The 24,475-nt window shown below is 64.6% G+C and carries 20 protein-coding genes and 1 pseudogene; 6 read left to right on the top strand and 15 right to left on the bottom strand.

What is annotated here, in order from left to right; genetic code table 11:
- Position 1: 1 nt before the first annotated feature.
- The 10 genes and pseudogenes from IVB01_RS07370 to rpsT form a co-directional block, all read right to left on the bottom strand.
- Entirely contained in the window at positions 2-484 is a 483-nt protein-coding gene (locus tag IVB01_RS07370) for a DUF2867 domain-containing protein (protein ID WP_247282037.1), read from the bottom strand.
- The gene (locus IVB01_RS07365; protein ID WP_247282036.1) at positions 481-1,872 is read right to left on the bottom strand and encodes an MATE family efflux transporter; all 1,392 of its coding nucleotides are present in this window, start codon (positions 1,870-1,872) and stop codon (positions 481-483) included. The genes IVB01_RS07370 and IVB01_RS07365 overlap by 4 nt, the downstream gene beginning before the upstream one ends.
- 207 nt (positions 1,873-2,079) lie before the next feature.
- On the bottom strand, positions 2,080-3,375 hold the full coding sequence (gene murA, locus IVB01_RS07360; RefSeq protein ID WP_247282035.1) for a UDP-N-acetylglucosamine 1-carboxyvinyltransferase: 1,296 nt from the start codon (positions 3,373-3,375) through the stop codon (positions 2,080-2,082).
- Positions 3,376-3,492: 117 nt separating this feature from the next.
- On the bottom strand, positions 3,493-3,615 hold the full coding sequence (locus IVB01_RS35430; RefSeq protein ID WP_256464605.1) for a hypothetical protein: 123 nt from the start codon (positions 3,613-3,615) through the stop codon (positions 3,493-3,495).
- A gap of 96 nt (positions 3,616-3,711) precedes the next feature.
- The gene (gene gyrB, locus IVB01_RS07355) at positions 3,712-6,147 is read right to left on the bottom strand and encodes a DNA topoisomerase (ATP-hydrolyzing) subunit B (protein WP_247282034.1); all 2,436 of its coding nucleotides are present in this window, start codon (positions 6,145-6,147) and stop codon (positions 3,712-3,714) included.
- Between the two features lie 479 nt (positions 6,148-6,626).
- Positions 6,627-7,763, bottom strand: coding sequence for a DNA replication/repair protein RecF (gene recF / locus IVB01_RS07350; protein ID WP_247282033.1), 1,137 nt, complete (start codon positions 7,761-7,763; stop codon positions 6,627-6,629).
- Positions 7,764-7,852: 89 nt separating this feature from the next.
- Positions 7,853-8,217: pseudogene (locus tag IVB01_RS07345) on the bottom strand (DUF559 domain-containing protein).
- Between the two features lie 126 nt (positions 8,218-8,343).
- Positions 8,344-9,462 carry a DNA polymerase III subunit beta gene (dnaN, locus tag IVB01_RS07340; protein WP_247282032.1) on the bottom strand — a complete coding sequence of 373 codons (1,119 nt, stop codon included), beginning with the start codon at positions 9,460-9,462 and terminating at the stop codon, positions 8,344-8,346.
- Between the two features lie 247 nt (positions 9,463-9,709).
- Positions 9,710-11,119, bottom strand: a complete 1,410-nt coding sequence (gene dnaA, locus IVB01_RS07335) for a chromosomal replication initiator protein DnaA (protein WP_247282031.1) — start codon at positions 11,117-11,119, stop codon at positions 9,710-9,712.
- Positions 11,120-12,349: 1,230 nt separating this feature from the next.
- On the bottom strand, positions 12,350-12,616 hold the full coding sequence (gene rpsT, locus IVB01_RS07330) for a 30S ribosomal protein S20 (RefSeq protein WP_027549990.1): 267 nt from the start codon (positions 12,614-12,616) through the stop codon (positions 12,350-12,352).
- 402 nt (positions 12,617-13,018) lie between these two features.
- Here rpsT and IVB01_RS07325 point away from each other — a divergent pair, with 402 nt between their 5' ends.
- The 3 genes from IVB01_RS07325 (at position 13,019) to IVB01_RS07315 (ending at position 15,184) form a co-directional block, all read left to right on the top strand.
- Complete coding sequence (locus tag IVB01_RS07325) at positions 13,019-13,336, top strand: hypothetical protein (RefSeq protein WP_008540289.1); 318 nt, start codon at positions 13,019-13,021, stop codon at positions 13,334-13,336.
- Between the two features lie 125 nt (positions 13,337-13,461).
- Positions 13,462-14,118, top strand: a complete 657-nt coding sequence (gene msrA / locus IVB01_RS07320) for a peptide-methionine (S)-S-oxide reductase MsrA (protein WP_247282029.1) — start codon at positions 13,462-13,464, stop codon at positions 14,116-14,118.
- A gap of 319 nt (positions 14,119-14,437) precedes the next feature.
- Positions 14,438-15,184 (top strand): polysaccharide biosynthesis/export family protein, encoded by a 747-nt coding sequence (locus tag IVB01_RS07315; RefSeq protein ID WP_247282028.1) that lies wholly within the window; start codon positions 14,438-14,440, stop codon positions 15,182-15,184.
- Between the two features lie 163 nt (positions 15,185-15,347).
- Here IVB01_RS07315 and IVB01_RS07310 read toward each other — a convergent pair whose 3' ends face one another.
- The 4 genes from IVB01_RS07310 to IVB01_RS07295 all read right to left on the bottom strand — a co-directional run bounded on the left by IVB01_RS07310 (position 15,348) and on the right by IVB01_RS07295 (position 18,000).
- Entirely contained in the window at positions 15,348-15,830 is a 483-nt protein-coding gene (locus IVB01_RS07310) for a hypothetical protein (RefSeq protein ID WP_247494329.1), read from the bottom strand.
- Positions 15,831-16,038: 208 nt separating this feature from the next.
- Positions 16,039-16,710 carry a dienelactone hydrolase family protein gene (locus IVB01_RS07305; RefSeq protein ID WP_247282026.1) on the bottom strand — a complete coding sequence of 224 codons (672 nt, stop codon included), beginning with the start codon at positions 16,708-16,710 and terminating at the stop codon, positions 16,039-16,041.
- A 158-nt stretch (positions 16,711-16,868) separates the two neighbouring features.
- Complete coding sequence (locus tag IVB01_RS07300) at positions 16,869-17,210, bottom strand: hypothetical protein (protein WP_247282025.1); 342 nt, start codon at positions 17,208-17,210, stop codon at positions 16,869-16,871.
- 25 nt (positions 17,211-17,235) lie between these two features.
- Complete coding sequence (locus tag IVB01_RS07295; protein ID WP_247282024.1) at positions 17,236-18,000, bottom strand: alpha/beta fold hydrolase; 765 nt, start codon at positions 17,998-18,000, stop codon at positions 17,236-17,238.
- 625 nt (positions 18,001-18,625) lie between these two features.
- Between IVB01_RS07295 and IVB01_RS07290 the strand changes: the two genes are divergently transcribed.
- From IVB01_RS07290 to IVB01_RS07280, 3 genes are all read left to right on the top strand, one after another.
- A complete protein-coding gene (locus tag IVB01_RS07290; protein WP_247282023.1) occupies positions 18,626-19,114 on the top strand; it encodes a (2Fe-2S)-binding protein in 489 nt (162 codons plus the stop codon).
- Positions 19,111-21,393: a molybdopterin cofactor-binding domain-containing protein gene (locus tag IVB01_RS07285; protein ID WP_247282022.1), complete on the top strand. Its 2,283-nt coding sequence runs from the start codon at positions 19,111-19,113 to the stop codon at positions 21,391-21,393. The genes IVB01_RS07290 and IVB01_RS07285 overlap by 4 nt, the downstream gene beginning before the upstream one ends.
- Positions 21,394-21,728: 335 nt before the next feature.
- The gene (locus IVB01_RS07280) at positions 21,729-22,823 is read left to right on the top strand and encodes an HD domain-containing phosphohydrolase (protein ID WP_247282021.1); all 1,095 of its coding nucleotides are present in this window, start codon (positions 21,729-21,731) and stop codon (positions 22,821-22,823) included.
- 63 nt (positions 22,824-22,886) lie between these two features.
- Here IVB01_RS07280 and IVB01_RS07275 read toward each other — a convergent pair whose 3' ends face one another.
- The gene (locus IVB01_RS07275; protein ID WP_247282020.1) at positions 22,887-24,467 is read right to left on the bottom strand and encodes an ATP-dependent acyl-CoA ligase; all 1,581 of its coding nucleotides are present in this window, start codon (positions 24,465-24,467) and stop codon (positions 22,887-22,889) included.
- Between the last annotated feature and the right edge of the window lie 8 nt (positions 24,468-24,475).

The raw sequence follows: 24,475 nt of genomic DNA, 5'->3' as shown, positions 1-24,475 counted from the left end.
GCTAGCGCGTCACGATCCGTCCCATCATGCTGCGGACCACGAGCTTGTGAAAGGGCATGATGAGGCCGAGATAGGTCCTGCCCAGGAGATTATGCGTCCGCACCAGCGTTGTGGATGTTACCCACCGGCCGTCGGCATCGCAGGCAACATCGACCACGATACGGAAGTCGAGATGATGATCGTTGAAGCCAGCGATCAGCCGCTCCGGTGTTTCGCTCAGCACCGGAAAAAGGCCGATCATCCCGTGCGGTGCCGGTGCGCCTTCGCCGGATGTTTTCAGCCCGAACGGCGTCACCAGGATGTTGCGCAGGCGAATCAGCACATCGATCCAGCGCGGCCCGTGCAGCACCATCCGCATGCAGGCCTCACGGGCATTCACGGTCGCAGCGCCGATCTCGACGCGAAACGCGTCGACGAACTGCGCGCCTGCTAGCAGCGTGCCGGCATCGACATTGGGGGTGACTTCGCGGACGGTCCCGATCATTCCGCCAATCTGCGCGTCAGCGTGCGGAAGCGCAAGATCAGGAGACCGGCGTAGACGAAGGTCCCGACCGAGAAACCGATCCAGACGCCGACTGCGCCAAGGGCGGCGTTGAAAGCCAGCAGCCAGGCGATCGGGAAGGCGACGCACCAATAGCCGATCACCGCGAACAGCAGCGTCATCTTGGTGTCGTTGATGCCGCGCAGCGCGCCGCCCATGATGGTCTGGAGGCCGTCGGCGATGAAGAAGGTCGCGCCGACCACCAGCAGTGTCGCCGTCAGTTCGACGGTTGCCGCGCTTGCCTCGCTGCTGCCGAAGAACAGCCGTCCGAGCTGGTAGCGGCCGAGGATGATGGCGACCGTCAGCGCGGAGATCAGGACGATTCCGAGCACGGCCGCGACCAGCCCTGCGCGTTTCACTGCGGCCGGCTCGTTGCGACCGAACGCGTGGCCGACCCGTACGGTGGCGGCCATGCCGATGCCGAGCGGCACCATGAACAGCACGGCGGTGACCTGGAGCGCGATCTGATGCGCGGCGAGCGCGGTGGTCGAGATCAGCCCCATCAGCAGCGCCGCCGAGGAGAACAGGCCGTATTCCATCAGCAGCGCGAACGAGATCGGCGCGCCGATCGCGATGAGCTGGCGCATCAAGGGCCAGTCGATCCGCCACAGTCGGGCGAGCGGTTGATAGTTCGCGAACGGTTTTCGCCATGCGGCAATGGCGAGCGCGGCGAGGAAGGTGCCGAGATTGACCAGCGTGGTCGCAAGCCCCGCGCCGAACAGGCCGAGCTTCGGCAGGCCGAACAGACCGTGGATCAGGACATAGACCAGTGCGGCATTGGCGGGGATCGCGGCGAGCGTGATCCACAGCGGCGCCTGCGGCCGGTTCACCGCGCTCATCATGCTGCGCAGCGCGATGAAGCCGAGCGCCGGCGCAATGCCCCAGGCCAATCCGTTGAGGTAGCGCTGCGCCAGCGCGGCCGAGTCCGGCGCTTGCCCGAGCGCGAGCAGGATGTGCTCGCCATAAAGCGGCGAGGCCATCATCGGCAGCGAGATCAGCAGCGCGGCCCACAGCCCGACGCGCAAGGAGCGGCGTATCAGCCTGACGTCGCCGGCGCCAAACGCCTGCGCGGCGAGCGGCGACACCGCCGACATCAATCCGAGCCCGAAGGTGAAGCTGACGAAATAAACCGTATGCGCGAGCGCCGCCGCGGCCACGGCGTCCTCGCCAAGCCGGCCGATCATCGCGAGATCGGTCGTGATCATCGCGATCTGCCCGAGCTGGGTCAGCATCAGCGGAACAGCCAACCGCAGCGTCTCGGCGAATTCCACGGCGAGATGATTTGACGGCACGCCGGCTTGCGGCTGCGAATGATGGACGGTGTCGAGCATGGCCGGTCCTTAGCACAGCCACACGTCGAAAACATGGCCTGCGTTTTTCCCCTCTCCCCTTGTGGGAGAGGGTGGCTCGCCGCGATAGCGGCGAGACGGTGAGGGGTTCTCTCCGCGAATTCAAATCAGAGCTTAGTTCGCGGATAGAACCCCTCATCCGGCGCTTCGCGCCACCTTCTCCCACAAGGGGAGAAGGGAAGAAAAAACTCACCCCTTCCGTTCCGGCACGCGCTTGATCTTCGCGCCCAGCGCGTTCAGGCGTTCCTCGATGCGCTCGTAGCCGCGCTCGATCTGGTCGGCGTTGTTGATGGTGGAGGTGCCCTCAGCGCAGACGGCCGCGAGCAGCATGGCCATGCCAGCGCGGATGTCGGGCGAGATCATCGATGCGCCGCGCAGGCGGCTAGGACCGGCGATGATGGCGCGGTGCGGATCGCACAGCACGATGCGCGCGCCCATCGCGATCAGCTTGTCGACGAAGAACATCCGCGATTCGAACATCTTCTCGAACATCAGGATCACGCCCTCGCATTGCGTGGCGGTGACGATCGCGATCGACATTAGATCGGCCGGGAAGGCCGGCCAGGGCTGGTCCTCCAGCTTGGGCACGTGGCCGCCGAAATCGTCCTGGATCTTCAGCGTCTGGTTCGAGGGCACGATGAGGTCGTCGCCCTCGACGCGGCAGAGGATGCCGAGCCGCTCAAACCCCATCCGGATCGAGCGCAGATGCTCGACGCCGGCGCGGGTGATGCGTAAGGGCGAGCGCGTCACCGCCGCAAGCCCGATGAGCGAGCCGACCTCGATATGGTCGGGCTGGATCCTGTAGGTCGCACCGCCCAGCGTGGCCTGACCGTGCACGACCATGGTATTGGTGCCAATGCCCTCGATCTTTGCGCCGAGCGCGACCAGGAAGTTGGCGAGGTCCTGCACATGCGGCTCGGACGCGGCATTACGCAAATAGGTGACGCCGCCGGCGGCGACCGCCGCGACCAACGCGTTCTCGGTCGCGGTGACGCTCGGCTCGTCCAAAAATACGTCCGCACCGGCGAGCTTTGGCGCGCGGAATTCGAGCCGGTCGGTTGCGGTCACCTTGGCACCGAGCTGTTCCAGCGCCAGCACATGGGTGTCGAGCCGGCGCCGGCCGATGACATCACCGCCGGGCGGCGGCAGCATCACTTCGCCGCAGCGGGCGAGCAGCGGACCTGCGAGCAGGATCGAGGCGCGGATGCGCACGCACAGCTCCGGGTCGAGATCGGCGGCACGGATGCTCTTGGCGTGGATGTGCAGCGTATTGCGCTCGGTCCACTCCGCCGCGGCGCCGACCGAGCGGACCAGCTCGACCAGTGTCTCGGTGTCGCGGATCCGCGGCACGTTCTGAAGCGTCACCGGTTGTTCGGTGAGCAGCGCGGCCGCAATGATCGGCAGCGCCGAGTTCTTGTTCCCGGACGGCTCGATCGAGCCCGAGAGCCGGTGACCGCCCTCGACGATGTATTGGATGGGCGCCAAATGGGGTCTCGCTGTCTTGTTGGTGGGGGTGGTTTTCGAGCCGGAAACTACAGAGAATTGAGTGCGGGAGCAATTGCGCTTGCTGCCGCTGACGTCCGTCCGTCAGCCCCGAAAGGCTCAAAGCAGGCCGATGATATTGCCGACCACATGGAGAATTGCGATCAGGATCAGCGCGCCGATCACGACGAAGGAGATCTCGATCGCAATGGCGCCGGTGCCGAGAATGGCCGAACCGGCCAACGGGGTTCATGCCACTTCGTCGCGATGGCGGTTGGGCAGGTTCACCTTTCCCGCCGGGGAGAGGTGAGCCCGCAGAGCGCCAAAGCGCAGCACGCCTCAGATATCGATCGTCGCGCTGAGCGAATGTTCCTGGATAAAGTCGCGGCGCGGCTCGACCACGTCGCCCATCAGCTTGGTGAAGATATCGTCGGCCTCGTCGACTTCCTTGACCTTCACCTGGAGCAGCGAGCGCCCGTCGGTGTTCAGCGTCGTTTCCCAGAGCTGTTCCGGGTTCATCTCGCCAAGGCCTTTGTAGCGCTGGAGCGTGATGCCCTTGCGGCCGGCGTCGGTGACGGCCTCGAACAGATCGACCGGACCGTAGACCATGTGCTCGACATCTCTGCGCCGCAGCTTGCCTGGGCGGGCATAAACGTCTTGAAGCTTTACCGTGTACTCGTCGAGCTTGCGGGCCTCGGCGGACCCCAGGAAGGCGTCGTCGATCACAGCGGCCTCCTTGACGCCGCGCACCGTGCGCTCGAACTGAAAGCCCTGGCCCTCGACATATTGCCCGACCCAGCCGCGCTCGACCTCCTCGGCTTGGTTGTCCAGCCGGCCTGCGATGTACTGCGCCGCAGCCGCGGCCTTCTCGGGATCGCCGTAGATCGCCTTGTTCAGCACGCCAGTGATGGCGGCCTGCTCGATGACCTTGCGGTTGTAGCGGCTGTGCAGGTTGCGCAAAATACTGCGGACCACGCGGGCGTCGTCGACCAGCGAGCGCAGGTCGCGGCCCGTACGGTCGCCGCCGGTTCCGGGAACGAAGACGCAATCATCGAGACCGGTGTCGATCAGATAATCCTCCAGCGCGCGTTCGTCCTTCAGATATTGCTCGGACTTGCCTCTGGAGACCTTATAGAGCGGCGGCTGGGCGATGTAGAGATAGCCGCCGTCAATGATGTCGCGCATCTGCCGATAGAAGAAGGTGAGCAGCAGCGTGCGGATGTGGGCGCCGTCGACGTCGGCGTCCGTCATCACGATGATCTTGTGATAGCGCAGCTTCTCGATCGAGAACTCGTCGCTGATGCCGGTGCCCAGCGCGGTGATCAGCGTGCCGATCTGCTCCGACGACAGCATCTTGTCGGGACGCACGCGTTCGACGTTGAGGATCTTGCCGCGCAGCGGCAGCACCGCCTGGAACTCGCGGTTGCGGCCCTGCTTGGCGCTGCCGCCTGCCGAGTCACCCTCGACGATGAAGAGTTCGGATTTGGCCGGGTCCTTTTCCTGGCAGTCGGCGAGCTTGCCGGGCAGCGAGGAGACCGACAGCGGGCTCTTGCGTGTCAGCTCGCGCGCCTTTCGCGCAGCCTCGCGGGCCGCGGCCGCCTGGATCACCTTGCCGACGATCACCTTGGCTTCGCTCGGGTGCTCCTCGAACCAGGCCTGGAGCGCCTCGTTGAGGATGTTCTCGACCACGGGACGCACCTCCGAGGACACCAGCTTGTCCTTGGTCTGCGACGAGAATTTCGGGTCGGGCACCTTCACCGACAGCACGGCGGTGAGGCCTTCGCGGCAATCGTCGCCGGTCAGCGCGATCTTTTCCTTCTTGGCGTTGGCCTCGGCATAGCCGTTGACCTGGCGCGTCAGCGCGCCGCGGAAACCGGCCAGATGGGTGCCGCCGTCACGCTGCGGGATGTTGTTGGTGAAGCACAGCACATTCTCGTGGTAGCTGTCGTTCCACCACAGCGCGGCCTCGACGCCGATGCCGTTGGCTTCCGCGCGCACCATAATCGGCGCCGGCACGATCGCCTTCTTGTTGCGGTCGAGATATTTGACGAACTCCTCGACGCCGCCGGAATAGTGCATCTCCTCGCGCTTCTCGACCGCGTGGCGCATGTCGGAGAGGGCGATGTTGACGCCGGAATTGAGGAAGGCGAGCTCGCGCAGCCGGTGCTCGAGCGTGGCGAAATCATATTCGATGTTCTTGAACGTCTCGGTCGAGGCGAGGAACGTCACCTCGGTGCCGCGCTTGCCCGGGGCATCGCCGACGACCTTGAGCGGTGCGACGGCATCGCCATGGGCGAACTCGATATAGTGCTCCTTGTTGTCGCGCCAGATCCGCAAGCCGAGCTTGCTGGACAGCGCGTTGACGACGGAGACGCCGACGCCGTGCAGGCCGCCGGAGACTTTGTAGGAATTCTGGTCGAACTTTCCGCCGGCATGGAGCTGGGTCATGATGACCTCGGCCGCCGAGATGCCTTCGCCCTTGTGGATGTCGACCGGAATGCCGCGGCCGTCGTCGCGCACCGTGACGGAATTATCGGCATTGAGGATGACGTCGACGCGCGTCGCGTGGCCCGCGAGTGCCTCGTCGATCGCGTTGTCGACGACCTCGTAGACCATGTGGTGCAGGCCCGAGCCGTCGTCGGTGTCGCCGATATACATGCCCGGGCGCTTGCGGACGGCGTCGAGACCCTTGAGCACGCGGATCGATTCCGCGCCGTAATCGCTCGCGTTGGAGAGCTCGTTTTCGGCAGCGGGCTGCCGAGCAGGTTCTGTCATGAGAGGCCTTCGAGATGTCGCCCGAATCAGCGGCGCAAAAGGCGCTGATTTGCAGGCTATTTGTGCCATGAAAGAGAGTTTGCGCCTAGCGCAAAGTATCTCCTTGCAACCCTTTGGGAAGATAGGGTTTTTGGACCGATTTTCAAGGCTTCCGAAAGCCGATTCACGGCGGTGCAAAAAGCGCGATTCGAAGGCGCGTTTTGGGTCTCGAAGCCCTGGTTTTCGCGGCTTGGAGGAGTGGTTCCGGGGCGTCTTGGAGTTGCTTCGAAATGGCTCGGTGACGCTTTACTCTCTCAATTCCGGCGCACCGGCGACACTGCTGCGCGCGCGGCATCAGCGCCGGGGCAGGGTGAGACTGTTCGTGGTGGCTGAATGACCCGGCACGCTCAGTCTATAGGCGTATTGGCCTGGCAGGTCCGGCGCTAGCGGCCTCAAGCAGCTAATTGCTGATGGAAACGGCCGGGGTTCAATGTGGCGGTCTACCTTCGGGCAGAAACTCGTCCGCTTTCGACGTCAAAGACTTCGCCGCTGGCGCCGATCTCGGCGAAGGCAGCGGGGTCCGCGCCGGTCAGCCAGACCTGCGCGCCGAGCTTCTTCAGCTCCTCGAACAGCGCCGCGCGGCGGTTCGGATCGAGATGCGCGACGACTTCGTCGAGCAGCAGCAGCGGCGCGATGCCAGTCATCTCGGCGACCAGACTCGCATGCGCCAGCACGAGGCCGATCAGCAGCGCCTTCTGCTCACCGGTCGAGGCATCGCGCGCCGGCATGCTCTTTGGCGCATAGACCACCTGGAGGTCGGTGAGATGCGGGCCGTCGGTGGTGCGGCCGGCGATGGCATCGCGCGGACGGTTATCGCGCAGGATCTGGCGGTAGCGGTCCTCGACCGACGTCGCGGTCTCGTTAAGCAGCGCGTTCTCCATCCAGCCGTCGAGCGCGATGTGCGCCGACGGGAAGGCGGAGGCCTGCGCGCGCGTATTGAGCATGCCGGTCAGCCGTGCCGCGGTCTGGCCGCGCGTTGCGGCGACCGCGACCGCAAGCTCGGCGGTCTCGCGCTCGATCGCGTCACACCAATGGTCGTCGTAATTGCGCGTCTCCAGCAGGCGGTTGCGCGAACGCAAGGAACGCTCCAGCGCCGCGATACGGCTGGAATGGTCGCTGTCGATGGCGAGCACCAGGCGGTCGAAGAAGCGACGTCGCTCGGAGGCCGCGCCCATGAACAGGCCATCCATCGCCGGCGTCAGCCACACCATGCGGATGTGGTCGCCGAACGAAGCGGCGGAATTGACCGGCTCGCGGTCGATACGGCAGCGCCGGCTCACGGGGCTGTCAGGCCGCGGCGCATCGATGCCGGTGCCGAGCGTGGCGAGCCCGAGCGCGCCCTCGACCTGCGCCGACACCGCCCAGGAGCCGTCGCCCTGGTTGTCGGCGACCTCTTCCAGCCTCGCCCGCCGCAGGCCGCGCCCCGGCGACAGGAACGAGATCGCCTCGATGCAATTGGTCTTGCCCGCCCCGTTCGGCCCGACCAGCGCCACCATATCAGCCGCCGTCTCGAGCCCCGCCGCCCGGTAATTGCGAAAATGCGTCAGGGTCAGGCGATGAATGCGGGAGGGGGTCATCAGTTCTTCGTCGTGAACGGGATTCTTCCCCTCTCCCCTTGTAGGAGAGGGTGGCGCCTCACGTAGTGAGGCGACGGGTGAGGGGTATGTTACCGCCCGGCAAGCTTTGCAAGGATGTCCTCCAATACAGAGGCGGACTGCTGAAGCACGTCATTATTCCAATAGCGCGCTATAGAGAAACCTTCTGCGGAGAGCGCGGCTTCACGAGCTGCATCGCGTTGCGATTCAACGTGCTGGCTTCCGTCGATCTCGATCACAAGACGCTTCTCGAAGCAGACGAGTCGAGAATGTAATTCTTGAACGGGACTTGCCGGCGAAACTTGAAGTCCGACAGGCGTCGCTCCCTGAGCAGCCGCCACATCGCGCCTTCCGCATCGGTCGGCTCGCGCCGCATATTCTTCGCAAACGCGCGGAGATGTTTGGGGACCGGCCGATGGGACGGCTCTTGCGGCACTAACCCCTCACCCGATCGAATATATATCCGCCAGCGGAGCTGCCCTCTCCCACAAGGGGAGAGGGCGCAATAATGCGCATCGCGCCTGGCTCACGAAGGATTGCTCGGGGCCGAGAGCCACCTCCCTCACACCCGCATCGGCATCAGCACGTACAGCGCGCTCTTGTCGTCGCGGTCTTGCACCAGGGTGGGCGAGCCGGGGTCGGCGAGCCGGAGCGTTGCGACGTCGCCTTCGATCTGGGCGGCGATGTCGAGCAGGTAGCGGGAGTTGAAGCCGATATCGAGGGCATCGGAGGCGTATTCGACCTCCAGCTCCTCGGTCGCGCTGCCGGAATCCGGATTGGTCACCGACAGCACCAGCTTGCCCGCCGACAGCGACAGTTTTACCGCTCGCCCGCGCTCGCTCGAAATCGTCGAAACACGGTCGACCGCGTTCTCAAAATCCTTCTTGTCGACGATGAGCTCCTTGTCGTTGCCTTGCGGGATGACGCGTCCGTAGTCGGGGAAGGTGCCGTCGATCAGCTTCGAGGTCAGCACCACGTTGCCGATCGTGAAGCGGATCTTGGCCTGTGACAGCTCGATCGTCATCTCGGCCTCGGTGTCCTCGATCAGGCGCTGCACCTCGCCGACGGTCTTGCGCGGCACGATCACGCCGGGCATGCCCTCGGCCCCCTTGGGCTGGACCAAATCGAGCTGGGCGAGGCGGTGGCCGTCGGTGGCGACGCCGCGCAGGGTCGCGGCCTTAGGCGTGCCGGCCGCATGCAGATAGATGCCGTTGAGATAGTAGCGCGTCTCTTCCGTCGAGATCGCGAACTGGGTGCGGTCGATCAGCCGCTTGACGTCCTTGGCGGCGAGCGAGAACGAGTGCGACATGTCGCCGGCGGCGAGATCCGGAAAGTCGTTCTCCGGCAGGGTCTGCAGCGTGAAGCGCGAGCGGCCGGCGCGGATCGCCAGCACCGCACGGTCGCCGTCGGCCTCCAGCACGATCTGCGAACCGTCCGGCAGCTTGCGCACGATGTCGTAGAACATGTGCGCCGGCACGGTGGTGGAGCCCGCGGTTGCGGTCTCCGCCGGCAGCGTCTCGGTCACCTCGAGGTCGAGGTCGGTCGCCTTCAGCGACAATTTCGCGCTCTCGGCGCGAACCAGCACGTTGCCGAGGATCGGGATCGTGTTGCGGCGCTCGACCACGCGATGGACATGGCCCAGCGACTTCAGGAGTTGCGCGCGTTCAACCGTAACCTTCATTGCACTACTCGCCCGATCCCCAAGATGAGAAGGCCGGGCGGCGGGACGCGCGCCACGGCACCGAAGACCCCAAAAAGCCGGATCATCCTGCCGATATGACCAAAGCTGCCAGGGTCGCGCAAGGTGGCGCGGATGGCCTCCGGATTCAAGGGATCGGAGGCAGTTCCCCCACGATTTACCGCCCAGAACGAAAGCCGCCGCCCAGGCCTGGCCGGGGCGGCGGGAGCATGGCGGGAGCTCTAGGCGTTTATTCCTGAAGCTGGCGCTTCAGCGATTCCACTTCCTCGGACAGCGCGGTGTCCTTGGAAACCAGCGCCTCGATCTTGCGCACCGCATGCAGCACCGTGGTGTGATCGCGTCCGCCGAAGCGGCGGCCGATCTCGGGCAGCGAGCGCAGGGTGAGCGTCTTGGCGAGATACATCGCCACCTGGCGCGGGCGGACCACGTTGGCGGTGCGACGCGAGGACAAGAGATCGGAGCGGCTCACGTTATACTGCCGCGCCACCACGCGCTGGATGTCCTCGATCTTGATCCGCTTGGGCTCCTGCGGCCGGACCAGGTCGCGCACCTCGTGCTCGGCCATTTCCAGCGTCACCGGGCGGTTGTTGAGTTTCGAGTGCGCCAGCAGACGGTTGATCGCGCCTTCGAGGTCGCGGCCGTTATGGGTGATGGTGCGCGCCAGATAGTGCAGCACCTCCTCGGGCACCTCGAAAGTTGCATGGTGGGCGCGGGCCGCCGCGACACGTGACTTGAGAATGCCGTGCCGCAGCTCCTCGCCGAGCGAGCCCATCTCGACCACGAGGCCGCCGGCGAGCCGCGAGCGGACGCGATCGTCCAGGCTCTCGAGGTCGGACGGCGGACGGTCGGCCGCGATCACGACCTGGCGGCCGGCGTCGATCAGCGCGTTCAGCGTGTGGCAGAACTCGGCCTGGGTCGACTTGCCTTGCAGGAACTGGAGATCGTCGATGACGAGCACGTCGATGCCGCGCAGCGCTTCCTTGAAGGCCAGCGCCGTCTGCGTCTTCAGCGCGGCGACGAAGCCGTACATGAATTTCTCCGCAGTGAGATACAGCACTTTGCGCTCGTTGCCGGAATTGCCGGCCCAGGTCACCGCCTGCAGGAGATGCGTCTTGCCGAGGCCAACGCCGGCATGGATGTAGAGCGGGTTGAACATCACGGGGTCGCCGCGGCGTCCTTCGGCGACCTGGCGAGCGGCTGCATGCGCCAGCGTGTTGGAGCGGCCGACGACGAAGCTCGCAAAGGTCAGGCGCGGATCGAGCGGCGAGCCGCCGAGCGCATCGTGATTGGCCGAGACTGGCGCGGTCGCGGTCGAGCGCAGCTCCGGCGCCGGCGTGCGGCGCGCCTCGACCGGGGCGGGCGCTTCCTTCGGCTGGGCGAGCGGGCGCACCGCCGAGCGGACCGTGAGATCGATGCGATGCACTTCCGGCATCTCGGCCTGCCAGCACGACAGCACGCGCTCGGCGTAATGGGCCTGAATCCAGCTCTTCAGGAAGCGGGTCGGGACCGAGAGCCGCACGCTCTCGTCCTGCACGCCTTCCAGATCCATGCGCGCAAACCAGCTCGTGTAAACGTCTTCGCCAACGCTTGAGCGCAGCCGACCCTTCACGCGTGACCAGCGATCCTGTTCCATTGTCATCGTCTGAAAAACTTCTCTTGAGAGATAAGGTTGCGTTGTGAGCGCCATGCAGGGTTCCTGCCGGGATCCCTGGAATGGCACGACCTCAAGCGAGTCCATCGTCAGGCATGGCTCGACCGTCCGGCGAGAACGCCGCGTCCGATCAGCGATGTCAGAGATGAAGGGGTCGCGAGGTCAGCGCGTACTCTGCGCGCTCTCACACGTGGGAGGCTGGCCGTATGACGGATCGGAGACGGCATCGCCGAAAGAAGGACACTGTGTCAATACCGCGTTGAATCCGTAGGACATGATACCTCCCCGTCCCGCCGTGATTGCTCACGACAAGGTCCTGCGTGTGAAAGACAGCCGCACCTGAAAGCCCCAGTCGCGGATGCCCTGCCCGTCTATACTCGTCCGCTCGACTTCGCCGCCTTGCGAGCCGGGGTAGCCTTGCGATGTCTCTCGTGAGCGCTTGGCGCGAGGCGGGAAGATCCCACTTGGAGACATTCAGACAAAAAACTACCATTCCCATATTGCTATGGGTTTTGAACCGACATCGCTTGTTGAAGCGTCGCCTACGTGCACATCGCCGCCGATTTGCACGCTCGCCCCGTTTCCTAAACCGCGCTGGTCTGAAGATCGTGGGCGCCGCTGACGACTTAAGGAATACACTAAGCGGAAAGACTCGCAATCGAATTGATTCACACTTGAGGCATCAAAAAACTTGATCTGCGTTAATGGCGCGCCCGAGTTGTTCACAGGCTGCGAAGCAAGTTTTTGGATTCGTGCACAGAATCGAGAACGCCGCGCCTCATGTGACAAATTCTCCGCCACCGCCAATATTTTTTTACAAATTCGTCACGCCCCTGACGTGCCGGCGATTTTTCCAAACGCTTGCGATCACTATGTCGATAAGTGATTAGCGAGACATCGTTTTTTGAGTCTCGTTTTGCAGGGTAACTCCACGCCGACGTGCGTTCCTGTGAATCTACGGTGTGTAGAACTTTCGTCACTCGCGGATTCAATTCAAGCCGGCAGCGCAGGGGTTTTTGCAACGCGGTGAAAGTTTCCGCTGTTGCAGAACATCTGCAGGTAGAATTACGGTACGAAGAATAGTGCAGACGATCCAGATCTTCCAATGCGAAGATCGAGCAATGGCGTCACTGCTTGCGTGAATCAACAAAAAAGCCCGGCGCGATGCCGGGCTTTGTTTGACGTGCTGATCGGGTCGGGCCGATCAGATCACGCCGATTACTTCGCGAGCTTGGCGATCTGCGCGGTGAGGCGCGAGACTTTGCGGCTGGCGTTGTTCTTGTGAATGATGTTGCGCTGCGCGGCACGCATCAACGCCGGCTCGGCATTCGCCAGCGCCTTCACGGCAGCGGCGCGATCGCCGGTCTTGATGGCTTCCTCGACGGTGCGCACGGCACCGCGCATCTGAGTGCGGCGCGACTTGTTGACGGCGGTGCGGCGGGCGATCTTGCGCGTCGCTTTCTTGGCGGAAGTGGTATTGGCCATGGTCTCAATGTCCTTTGCGGTACCGGTCGCGTCTTGGTCGGGTAGCGCCGGCTGCTTGACCGCTTAATCGACGCTCGGATTTAGGGTGTTCGGTTGCTGGGCCGTTCCCGGAACATGAGCGACGGCCTTGCGGTCGTCTCTGAGGCTCCAAAGAGTCTTAAGCTCAAGGTGCCTGCAATTGCTCAAAGAACAGCGGCGGCAGGATTGCGCCCACCGCCAGTTGGCGTCCTTATAGAGAGGGTCTTCGGCACCGTCAACGCTTTCGGGAGTTGGAAAAGCGGCCGCGAACGGGCTGGAGGCGGGCCCTAACGCTCTGAAGAGGTTGAATTTCTGCCGTCGCCCGGCTATTGGCTGGCGACGTTCCGCAAGGCCGTCCGGTCGGACGACCATCGTAGGTGAGGCATGATCCGCGGCTTTTTCCGACTTATTGGGCTGTTGCTGCTCGCCGGCGGGTTCATCTTCATGGTCTATGACGGCGCCCGCTGGGTGGCCGACCAGACCCTCAAGTTCACCCGGTTCGGCCAGTTCTGGAACGATATCAATCAGGCCAGCCAGACCGCGTTCCGGACCTGGGTCGAGGCCAAGGCGCCTTGGCTCTGGACCTCGGTGATCCGCCTGGTGCTGGATCAGCCGGTGTTCGCCGTTCTCGGCGTTCTCGGCATCCTGCTGATGATCCTGTTCCGCCCCCGGAAACCGCTGATCGGCTATTCTCGGGATTGAGCGCGCGCGGGCCACGTAACAGAGCTACCTCTCGCTGCGTAGATGCTTATATTCCCCACTGATCGCGAGCTCGCCGCCTGAGCGCTTGTCTCATGGACCGGACGGCTCGTTGCGGAGACCCAATCATGCTGTTCATGCGCAAGACCACCGCATTGCCGAGCGCAACTGAGGCGCTGCCGGGCCGTGCGCAAGCCATCCCGACTGCGACCACCCATTTCGTCAACGGTGCGAAGCTGCAGCCGCCTTATCCCCCCGGTCTCGAGCAGGCGGTATTCGGCCTCGGCTGCTTCTGGGGCGCCGAGCGCAAGTTCTGGGAGCTCGGCGATGGCGTCCATGTGACTGCCGTCGGCTATGCCGGCGGCCACACGCCGAACCCAACTTATGAAGAGGTCTGTTCGGGCCGCACCGCCCATACCGAAGTGGTGCTGGTCGTGTTCGATCCCAACAAGATCTCCTACGACAGGCTCTTGAAGACATTCTGGGAGAGCCACAACCCGACGCAGGGCATGCGCCAAGGCAACGATGTCGGCACGCAGTACCGCAGCGCGATCTACACCTTCAGCGACGCGCAGAAGAAGGCCGCCGCGGAATCGAGAGCGCTCTATCAGAAGGCGCTTACCGCAAAGGGTCTCGGCGACATCACCACCGAGATCGCGCCCGCCGGCGCATTCTATTTCGCCGAGGACTACCATCAGCAATATCTGGCGAAGAATCCCGCCGGCTATTGCGGCTTAGGGGGCACCGGCGTGTCCTGCCCGATTGGAGTCGGTGTGAGCGCGTAATTGAAAGTGGTCGAAGCGTGCTGCGCTTACCCGCCCTCTGGAGGGTAGAGCATCGCATATGACTTCTCGCAACGCCGGAGCGCAGGCCTCGTCCTTCGAGACGACCGCTTCGCGGTCTCCTCTGGATGAGGCTAAGCAGCACGGCCCGTTGACACTGCTGCCACGCATTCCGTCCTTATCCTGAGGCGCCCGCCTAAAGCGGGCGTCTCGAAGGATGGCCACAGGAACCCGCTCTCAACCTCCAGGCGAGGGTACGAAACGCTTTATTAACCATAACCGGTGCAAGACTGGAGCTGTCTCGTTTCGAGGGATGGGTCCGGTGCCGGTTGCACGCGCGTTTCGATGGTCGAGTTTGGCAGCGTCCCTGGCAGCGTCCGCGGCGCTTGCCCTTGGCGGCTGCATGCAGACCGCCGGCCCGGTCGCGGTGATGCAGCCGCGCCCCGATCTCGACTCCATGGCCTACGGCCAGCCCTATGGCGCGCCGCAGCCCGTTGTCGTCGCCGACGGTGGCGGCGCCATCGGCGCGCTGCGCAATTCCTTCGCCTCGTCGCCCGCGCCCATGCCGGTCGGCTATGCCGTGCCCATGGCGGCGCCGGTGCGCTATGACTCTTCCTACCATCTCGATGCTGGCGACAAGCTGCGCGTCGTGGTCTACGGCCAGGAAGGTCTCACCAACAGCTATGCGATCGATGCCGGCGGCTCCATCACCATGCCGCTGATCGGCGCGGTGCCGGCGCGCGGACGCACCACGGCGGGCCTTGCCGGCGAAATCGCCGCACGCCTGCGCAACGGCTATATCCGCGAGCCCTCGGTCGCCGTGGAGATCGAGGCCTATCGCCCGTTCTTCATTCTCGGCGAGGTCCTCGCGCCCGGCCAATATCCTTACGTGCCGAATATGACGGTCGAAAGCGCGGTCGCCATCGCCGGCGGCTTCTCGCCCCGCGCCAAGCGCGATGTGGTCACGGTCACGCACACCGAAGCTGGCGGCGCTATGCGCGCCGTCGTCCCGCTCGGCACGCCCTTGGCGCCGGGTGACACCGTGTTCGTCGGCGAGCGCTGGTTTTAGGTTTCAGCCGACTATCTCCGTCATCATTCCGGGGCGCACGTGAGCGCGAGTCCGGAATCCATTCCTCCACCAACTCTGTGGCAAGATGGATCTTTCCGGGTCTGCGCCTGTCGGCGCGTCCCAGAATTGACGAAGGTGAGAGTGGGGGCGCTACGTCCGCATTTCACCTTCGGAAATCCAGCCGCCCGTTCGGAAAACACCCGTCGATCCGCGTATCGTCGACCACGCGCCCGACCCATGGCCGTGTGATCGCCGGCGTGGTCAGGTTGATGTACTTGCCGACCAGGCGATCCGCGCCCTCCCGCGCCGCATCGATCAGCCCGTGCCGGCGGCCGTTGTCCCAGTCGAAGCGCAGGTAGATGCGGCCTCCCGTGATGCGGATTTCCGCGCGCCCTTCTTTCCATCTGTCCGATGTATCGCCGGCAATGGTCGGATCGGCGCCGCCATTCCAGCGGCTCTGCCAGCAGCCCTCGGGCGGATCGGAGGGCGAAGCGGCTATTGCCCACGCCGCCGCGTTGGCGTCCGCGGCATCGCCGGACAGCGTGGCCGTCGCGGCATAGTTCCTCACTTCGGAATCATCGGGCTCTGGCACGTCCATGGTTCCGAACGGATTGCGACGGATGAGGTGCGTGATGGCTTGCTGCATGGCGAAGCTCCGGAGCGAGTTGGCTTGATCGGCCAGCTCTATCGCCGCGCGGCCTGATGCAGCCACCCGATTTCCGCTCTCTCCGTCATGTCCGCGGCGCAACGACGTCGCGAGCGCAAAATCCATTCTTCCACTAACCCTGACGCACAATGGATACCGGGCTCGCGCTCCGCGCGCCCCGGGATGACGGAGAGAGAAATGCTGTGCTCTACTTCAAATGCTTTGCGAAAAAATCCATGCTGCGCGGCCAGGCGATGTCGGCGCTGGCCTTGTCGTAGCTTGCCCGCTCGTCGCAATGGAAGCCATGCTGCGCGCCCGGATAGACGAAGACTTCGACATCGGGCCGCTTCGCCTTGATGGCGTCGACGTCGGTCAAGGAAATGCCGGCATCCTTCTCGCCGAAATGCAGCTGCGTCGGCACCTTCGGCGTCTCGTCCGCGAAGCGCACCACCGCGCCGCCGTAATAGCCGATCGCGGCCTTGAGGCCCGACAGCCGCGTCGCCGCGAGGAAGGCGATGCTGCCGCCAAGGCAAAAGCCGATGATGCCGACCGGGCCAGCACCCCGCGCCGCATCGATCGCCGCCTGGGTGTCGCGCAGCATCGCGGCCCAGTCCGGATTGGCGACGAATTTGCGCGCCTCCGCGATCTCGTCGGGCGAGTAGCCCGATTGGAAATTCGGCGCGGTCCGATCGAAGATCGACGGCGCGATCGCGACATAACCCTCCTTGGCGAGCCGATCGCAGACCGAGCGGATGTGGTGATTGACCCCAAAGATCTCCTGGATCACCACCACCGCGCCCTTCGCGGTGCCTGCGGGATCGGCGCGATAGGCGCCCAGCTGGAAATTGTCCGAAGCCGTCAGCTTGATATCTTGTCCCACGCAGGTTGTCCTTCTTGGTTGGTCTTCGATCCGAAAGCTATTTCCCCTCATCTGAGGAGCGCGTCAGCGCGTCTCGAAGGATGCCAGGCCGAGATGTCGCCGCGGGGCCTTTAGTTCGAGACACGGCTTCGCCGCTCCTCACCACGGGGAGGTCCACCTCACTCCCACATCCAGTTCTCGCCGTAATCCTCCTTCCATCCTGCCAGCCGGCCGTGACGGAATTGCAGGAACAGGCGGTGGCGGTTGGGGATCAAGCGGCTGCCGCCGATGTTGCGCAAAGCAAGATAGATTTCGTCGCCAGGACGCCCGCGCACATATTGCAGCGGCTGGCCGAGGGCACGGGCGGTCTGTTCGGCATCCATGCCGAAGGCGAGCGGCGTGTTGTTCGACAAGGTTGCGAGGAACGGTCGGCGCGGCGGCACGGTGCCGAACGGCTCGGCCTGCGCCGCCGACGCCAGCAGCGACACGACTGCGCCCACCGCGAAGATCCCTCGCATCATGGTCTTGCGTCCTCGATTGACCGGCCTATCCCGGCAAGTTCTTCAGGAAAGGCGCGACCGCGTCAACAAAAGCCTCGGGCTGATCGATGTTGACGGCGTGTCCGGCGGCGGGGATCACGACCTTTTGTGCGCCGGGGATCTTTGCCGCCATGTAGTCGGACGCCGCCAGGAACGGCGTGTCGTCGGCGCCGACCACGATCAGCAACGGCACCGTGATGTCGGGCAATAGCTCGATCACGCGCGCGTCGCGCTGGGTCAGCATGCCGCGTGCGGCGAGCGCCAGCCCGTTGGCGTTGCGATGGCTGGCGGTGGCGCGCTCGCGCGTCGCCGATTTGAGGACGTCAAGGCCTTCGCGGTCGAGCCTGTCGGCGGTGGCAAGCGCGCGCGCGTTCCAGGCCTCGCGCGCATCGTCTTTCTTGAAGCCCGGGCCAGTGTCGATGATCAGCAGCGCGCGGGCGCGCTGTGGGTAGGCGCGATAGAACGCAAGCGACATGTAGCCGCCGAGCGAGAGACCCCCGATGATGGCGCGCTCAGTGCCGACAGCATCGAGGATCGCCGCCATGTCGCCGACCGTGAGTGCTTCACTGTAGGCGTCGGGATCATCGGGGTAATCGGACTGGCCGTGGCCGCGCATGTCCCACAGCACGAGCTTGTGGTTTTTCGCGAGCGCATCGATTTGCCCATGCCACATCGCCGATGTCGATGAATAGCCGTGAGTGAGCAGCAACGGCGGCCCCTCACCATGAACCTCGTAGTAGATTCCGACGCCGTCTCGATCGATCCTTGGCATTGCTCCCGCCCTGTTGTTTCTGGTTTCGTCGCCGCGATAACGGTGCACCCTCTCCCCTTGTGGGAGAGGGTGGCTTCGCGCAGCGAAGCCGGGTGAGGGGTTCTCCCCTCACAAACAGTCTCGCGAGCCGAGAGATACCCCTCATCCGGCGCTTCGCGCTGAGCAACCGGCGACATGGGTAACAGTTCAAACCGACGACATGGGTAACACAATTCTCGTTTCGTTCAGGCCTGCTGTTGTTGGGGCTGTGGACCCTGGGGGCAACGCGCAGCGTTGTCCCCAAGGTCCACAGCGCTTTGGCGTTCTTAATTGATCCGCCCGATAAGCAATGGTGCCGAGCGTGACCGGGCCGTAGGTGACCGTTTGGCCATCCTCGGACGCCACCAAGCCTACGGGCTCGCATGTCGGATGCGCTTGCTGTTGTGTCCAGTGGCTGCACCGCGTCCTTGGCGCGGCGCACAACGAGCAAGTGCAGAGCTGGTTTTTTCGACCCATTCCAAATTGCATTTGCCTCCGCGCGTTAACGCGATCATGCTCGCCGTCAAGGTCGACGCCAGCCCGGTGGGCGTCCGCCGCACAAGTTGCCGCCGTAAGCGGCTTCATGCACCGGCAGGGGAAGACGCCTATGCCAACACTCACCATCAACGGGCGGAGTCTGTCCGTGGATGCGGCGAACGACACGCCGCTCCTCTGGGCGATCCGCGAGCAATTGCAGATGACCGGCACCAAGTTCGGCTGCGGCGCCGGGCTGTGCGGTGCCTGCACCGTGCACGTCAACGGCGAAGCCGTGCGTTCGTGCCAGACCATGGTCGGAGACGTCGCCGGCAAGAAGATCACCACCATCGAAGGCCTCTCCGCCAAGGGCGATCATCCCTTGCAGAAGGCGTGGATCGCCGAGCAGGTGCCGCAATGCGGCTATTGCCAGTCCGGGCAGATCATGCAGGCAGCCTCGCTGCTGTCGAAGAATCCCAATCCGACCAAGGAAGAGGTCGTCGCTCACATGGATGGCAATCTCTGCCGCTGCATGACCTATTCGCGGATCCAGAAGGCGATCATGCGGGCCGCGTCCGAGATGCGCACCGCATCCACGGCCACCGAACGGAGGCCCACATGAATAAGCACGTGAACAACGTCGTCCCAGAGGCGACCGATCTCAGCCGCCGCTCCTTCCTCGTCGGCACCGCCGCGACGGGTCTCGTGCTCGGTTATTCCGGCGTGCCCGGCATCAGCGACGCGCTTGCGGCGCCTTCGAACTTCGAGCCGAGCGTCTGGTATGCGATCTCGCCGGACGGTCTCGTCACCGTGACCTGCGGCAAGGCCGATATGGGCCAGCATATCGCCTCCACCATGGCGCAGATCGTCTGCGAGGAACTGGGCGCGAAGTGGAGCGACATGCGCGTGTCGCTTGCCTCCAACGACCCGAAGTTCAATGATCCCGTACTGGGCGCGCAGATCACCGGCGGCAGCTGGTCGACGATGATGAACTTCGACGCCATGAGCCGCGCGGGCGCCGCGGGCCGCATGGCACTAACGGAAGCCGCGGCTGCCGCCATGGGTGTGCCGGCCTCGGAGCTCGTGGTGCGCGATTCCATGATCGTGCATCCGAAGTCGAAGAAGCAAATGTCGTTCGCCGATGTGGTGAAGAGCGGCAAAGCGACCAAAACCTTCACGCCGGATGAGCTGAAGGCGATCAAGCTGAAGACGCCGGATCAATACACCATGATCGGCGTGTCGGTGCCGCAGCTCGACATCCCCTCAAAGACCAATGGCACGGCAAAGTACGGGATCGATGTGATGTTGCCGGGCATGGTCTATGGCGCGGTGGTCACGCCTCCGGTGCGCTTCGGCGCCACGGTGACATCGGTCGACGACAGCGGCGCCAAGAAGGTGCCGGGCTTCATCAAGGCCGTCACGCTCGACGACAAGACCGGAACGACGTCGGGCTGGGTCGTCGCGGTGGCCGGCACCTACGCCAACGCCAAGAAGGCGGCGCAAGCGCTGAAGATCGCCTATGACAATGGTCCGAACGCCAAGCTGTCGAGCCAGTCGCTGCTCGATGAAGCCAAGCGGCTTCAGATGTTAGAGGATTCCGGCCAGTTCTTCGTCAAGGACGGCGATCCCAATGCAGCCCTCGGTTCGGCGGCCAAGGTGGTGGAGGCCGAATACACCACCAGCATCAACATCCACGCGCCGCTGGAGCCGATGAACGCCACAGCGGAGTTCAAGGGCGACATCCTGCACATCTATTCCGGCAACCAGTTCGCGACGCGCTCCGGCGCGATCGCTGCAGGTGCAGCCGGGATCGATCCGAAATTCGTGGTCATGCACCAGATGTGGCTGGGCGGCGGCTTCGGCCGGCGTCTCGATGCCGACATGATGATTCCGGCGGTGCAGGCGGCAAAGGCGGTCGGCAAGCCGGTGAAGGTGATCTATTCGCGCGAGAACGACATGACGATGGATTTCTCGCGCCCGCTTACCTATCAAAAGGTCAAGGCCGGCGTGGACGGCGATGGCAAGCTCATTGCGATCAGCCACGACGTGGTCTCGGCCTGGCCGACCGCGCGCTGGGGAATCCCCGACTTCCTGACGCCGTCGGTCGACAAGAAGGGCCCGCTCGATTCCTTCACGGTGAATGGGGCCGACTTCTTCTACACCGTGCCCAACCATTATGTGCGCGCGATCAAGAACGAGCTCGCGCACAACGCCACGCCGTCCGGCCAGCTCCGTTCGGTGGCGCCGGGCTGGACCTTCTGGGCGGTCGAAAGCATGATCGACGAGATCGCGGCGGCCACGGGCAAAGACCCCGCGCAGTTCCGCATCTCGCTGCTCGATGGCGCCGGCAAGAACGACGGCGGCGCGCAGCGGCTGCGCAACACGCTGCTCGCCGCGATGGGACTGTCCGGCTATGGCACCAAGCAGCTGCCGAAAGACGAGGGCATGGGTGTGGCCTGTGTATCGTCGCAGGAGCGTGCGACTGCGAGCTGGACGGCCTGCGTCGCCCATGTCGCGGTGGCGCCATCGGGTGAGGTGACGGTGAAGAAGCTCACGGTCGCAACCGACGTCGGCACCCAGGTGCATCCCGACAACATCCGCGCCCAGGTCGAGGGTGCGGCGCTGTGGGGCCTGTCGCTGGCGATGTACGAGAAGGCGACACTCAAGGACGGTGGCATCGAGCAGACCAATTTCGACAGCTATACGCCCTTGCGCATGAGCCAGACGCCCGAGGTCGCCGTCGCCGTGATCGCCAACGGCGAGAAGGCAACTGGCGTCGGCGAGCCCGCGGTGACGGTGGTGGCGCCCGCCATCGGCAATGCCATCTTCAACGCCTCCGGCGCCCGCGTCCGGGCGCTGCCGATCACGGCCGAAGCCGTGAAGGCGAGCATGAAGGCGTAAGGCTGGCCAAGACAGCTTGAGACGATCCGCCGGAGGGCAACCTCCGGCGGATTTGTTTTGGCGCCGCCTCCACACTGTCGCTGTCAAGCCGGGCGATGACAGCGGAGGGTGTGGCTATGGCGCCCAAAATTCCCCTTATTCCTCAATGGCCCGCTACTGTGCATGGGGTTGTTTTTCGACTTTTTTGTTTGGAGCCGCCCCACAGCGGAAATTCCTCAAATTGCCTCCAATTGCGCAGGGTTCCATTGAGGACGCCTCTTAAGGGCCAGAGAACCTGATCCGGCTTAGGCTTAAGGCCAATACGCACGTGCTCTCGGTACCCTTTTGGGGAAGTCATGAACGCCTCAGCCAAACCTGCCGCCAAACGCCGGCTTCTGCTCGCTTCCGACCGGAGCGACGAGAGCAGCGAGCTCGTCAGCATCCTGAAAGCGGTCGGCGAGGTCTCGACGGTGACGACCCAGGACATCCCCGACAGGCCGTCGCGGGATCTCTCCGGCCTCGTCGTCGACATCAATCTGCGCTCGCCCGAGAGCGTGCAGCGGGTGCGCAACAAGCTGCGCGGCGACGCCTATCGGTCGATGCCGCGCCTGTTCGTACTCGCCGATGCCCTCCACCACGGCACCATGCAGGCCTGGGCGCTGGGCGCCACCGACACCATCTCGCGCCCGCTGCAGGCGGACGCCATCCTTCAGCGCATCCGCTCAGCGTTCCCGGACACCGCCCTCTATGACGCGACCGACCGCGGCAAGACGCTCAACCGCGGCGTCGAGGCGGCGCATGCCGTCCTGGCAAAGATGTTCGAGAAGCTTCCGCTCGGCGTGCCCCTGACCTTCGACGACGTCATTGCCGCCGAGAGCAAGATTCTGAAAGCGATCAAGCACTCCTCGTTGCGCGAATGGCTCACCACGGTCGGCTGTCACCATGTCGGCAGCTATCGGCATTGCCTGTTCGTCACCGGCTTTGCCGTCGCCTTCGCGCAGCATCTCGGCATGCGCGAGGACGACCAGCGCCGCCTGACTCGCGCCGCGCTGCTGCACGACGTCGGTAAGGCCTTCGTTCCCTCCGCACTGCTCGACAAGCCCGGCAAGCTCACCGACGAGGAGATGACCGAGGTGCGCCAGCATCCCCGCCGTGGCTATGACGCGCTCGCCGCGCAAGGCGGCTTCCCGCCGGAGATGCTCGACGTGGTGCTGCATCATCATGAATTCCTCGATGGCTCCGGCTATCCCAACGGCCTGTCGTCGAACCAGATCAGCGACATCGTGCGGCTGACGACAATCGTCGACATCTACGCCGCTCTCGTGGAGAAGCGCGCCTACCGCATGCCATTCACCCACTCGCGTGCGTTCACGATGATGGAAGGCATGGGCGGCAAGCTCGACCAGCAGCTGTTGCAGGCGTTCCGCCCGGTGGCGCTGGGATCGTTCTAAGCGAGACGCTGCAATTCCAGAGGCGCGCGGCCTGCTTACCCTCCCCTCCAGGGGAGGGTGAAGTCACTCCACCATCTTGCGCAGCTCCGCCTTCGCCACCTTCTCCAGCGTCGAGCGCGGCATGTCGTCCACGAACCTGATCTCGCGTGGCACCTTGAAGTCGGCGAGGCCGGCGCGGCAGGCCGCCATCACGCGATCATGCAGATCGCGTACCGCACCGGCGACGCCGCCCTGCGGAATGATGAAGACGACCGGCACCTCGTCCAGCATCGGATGCGTCTTCGCCACCACCGCCGCCTCGCGCACGCCGGGAACGAGCGCGATCACCTGCTCGATCTCGGAGGCCGCGACGTTCTCGCCGCCGACCTTCAGCATGTCCTTGGCGCGGTCGCCGAACTTGATGTAGCCGTTCGCCAGCCGTTCGACACGGTCGCCGGTAAGGAAGAAGCCGTGCTCGTCAAAACTCTCGCGCGTCGCCTTCTCGTTGTGCAGATATTCGGCGAACAGCGATAGACCGGGGATGCCCTTGATCGAGAGATTGCCGGTGCCGCCGACTTCCGTCGGCCGGCCGTCGTCATCGGTGATGCGGATCTGGTACTCCGGCGCGGCGCGGCCGATCGACATGGGTATGTTGGGCTGGTCGACCTCGCCGACGATGCCGTGGGTGATGGTCTCGGTCATACCCCACCAGCCGATGATCTTGACGCCGAACGCGGCGAACGCCGGCGGCTCGTTGATCGCGCTGCCCCACAGGCGGAATTTGTGATCGTGCGGGATCTCCTGCTCGAGCAGCGCTTTCATGCAGAACGGAATCGTCGAGGTCCAGGTCGCGCCGTGCTCGCGCGCGACGTGCCAGAACCGGCTGGCGGAGAAGCGCGGTTGGATCACGCAAGTGGCGCCGACCCACAGCGTCGCCAGCATGGAATAGGCCAGCGCGTTGGTGTGGAACAGCGGCAGGTAGGTCTGGTGCACGTCGCCGGCATGAAGGTCTTCATGCGCGGCGTTGATCTTGGCGCCCCACAGTGTGTTGGCGTGGGTCCACAGCACCGCCTTGGGGCGCGACGTCGTGCCCGATGTGTACTGCACGCTGCACGGCGCGAGCGGATCGGGGGCGCGCCTGGGACGGTCGGCACTGTCGGCGAACAGGGATTCAAAACTGTCGCCGCGTGCGACCGCTTGCGCAGGCGCTGTGCCCGCATCGTGTGAGGTCACCGCCATCCAGCGGATGTTGCGGCAATTCTGCGCGACGACTTCCGCATAGGACGGCTGAGTGATCGCGGCGGCCGCGCCGCAATGATCGGCGAAGTACGCGATCTCGGCTGGCGCCGAGCGGGTGTTGGTGGTCACCGCGATTGCGCCCAATTCGACGCAGGCGAACCAGGCCAGCATCGCCTCGATGCAATTGTCGAGATGGATGAGCACATATTCGCCGGGCTTGACGCCGCGCTTGGCGAGGCCCGCCGCGAGCGCGCCGACCCGCTCGTGAAACTCGCCATAGCTCCAGCGCCGCGCCGGCGCATCGAACGGCGCCCAGATCAGGAACGGATGTGAGTGGCGCACCTCGGCGCGCAGCTTCAGCAGCCAGGGCACGTCGAGCCCGTCGAAAGGGCCTATGATCCCGGCGGCGGTCTGTGGATTGGTCATGTGTCCTC

This window comes from Bradyrhizobium sp. 164, assembly GCF_023073715.1.
Lineage (GTDB): Bacteria > Pseudomonadota > Alphaproteobacteria > Rhizobiales > Xanthobacteraceae > Bradyrhizobium.
The sequence above is the reverse complement of the archived record's forward strand: the minus strand, read 5'-3'. Positions and strand labels throughout refer to the sequence as shown.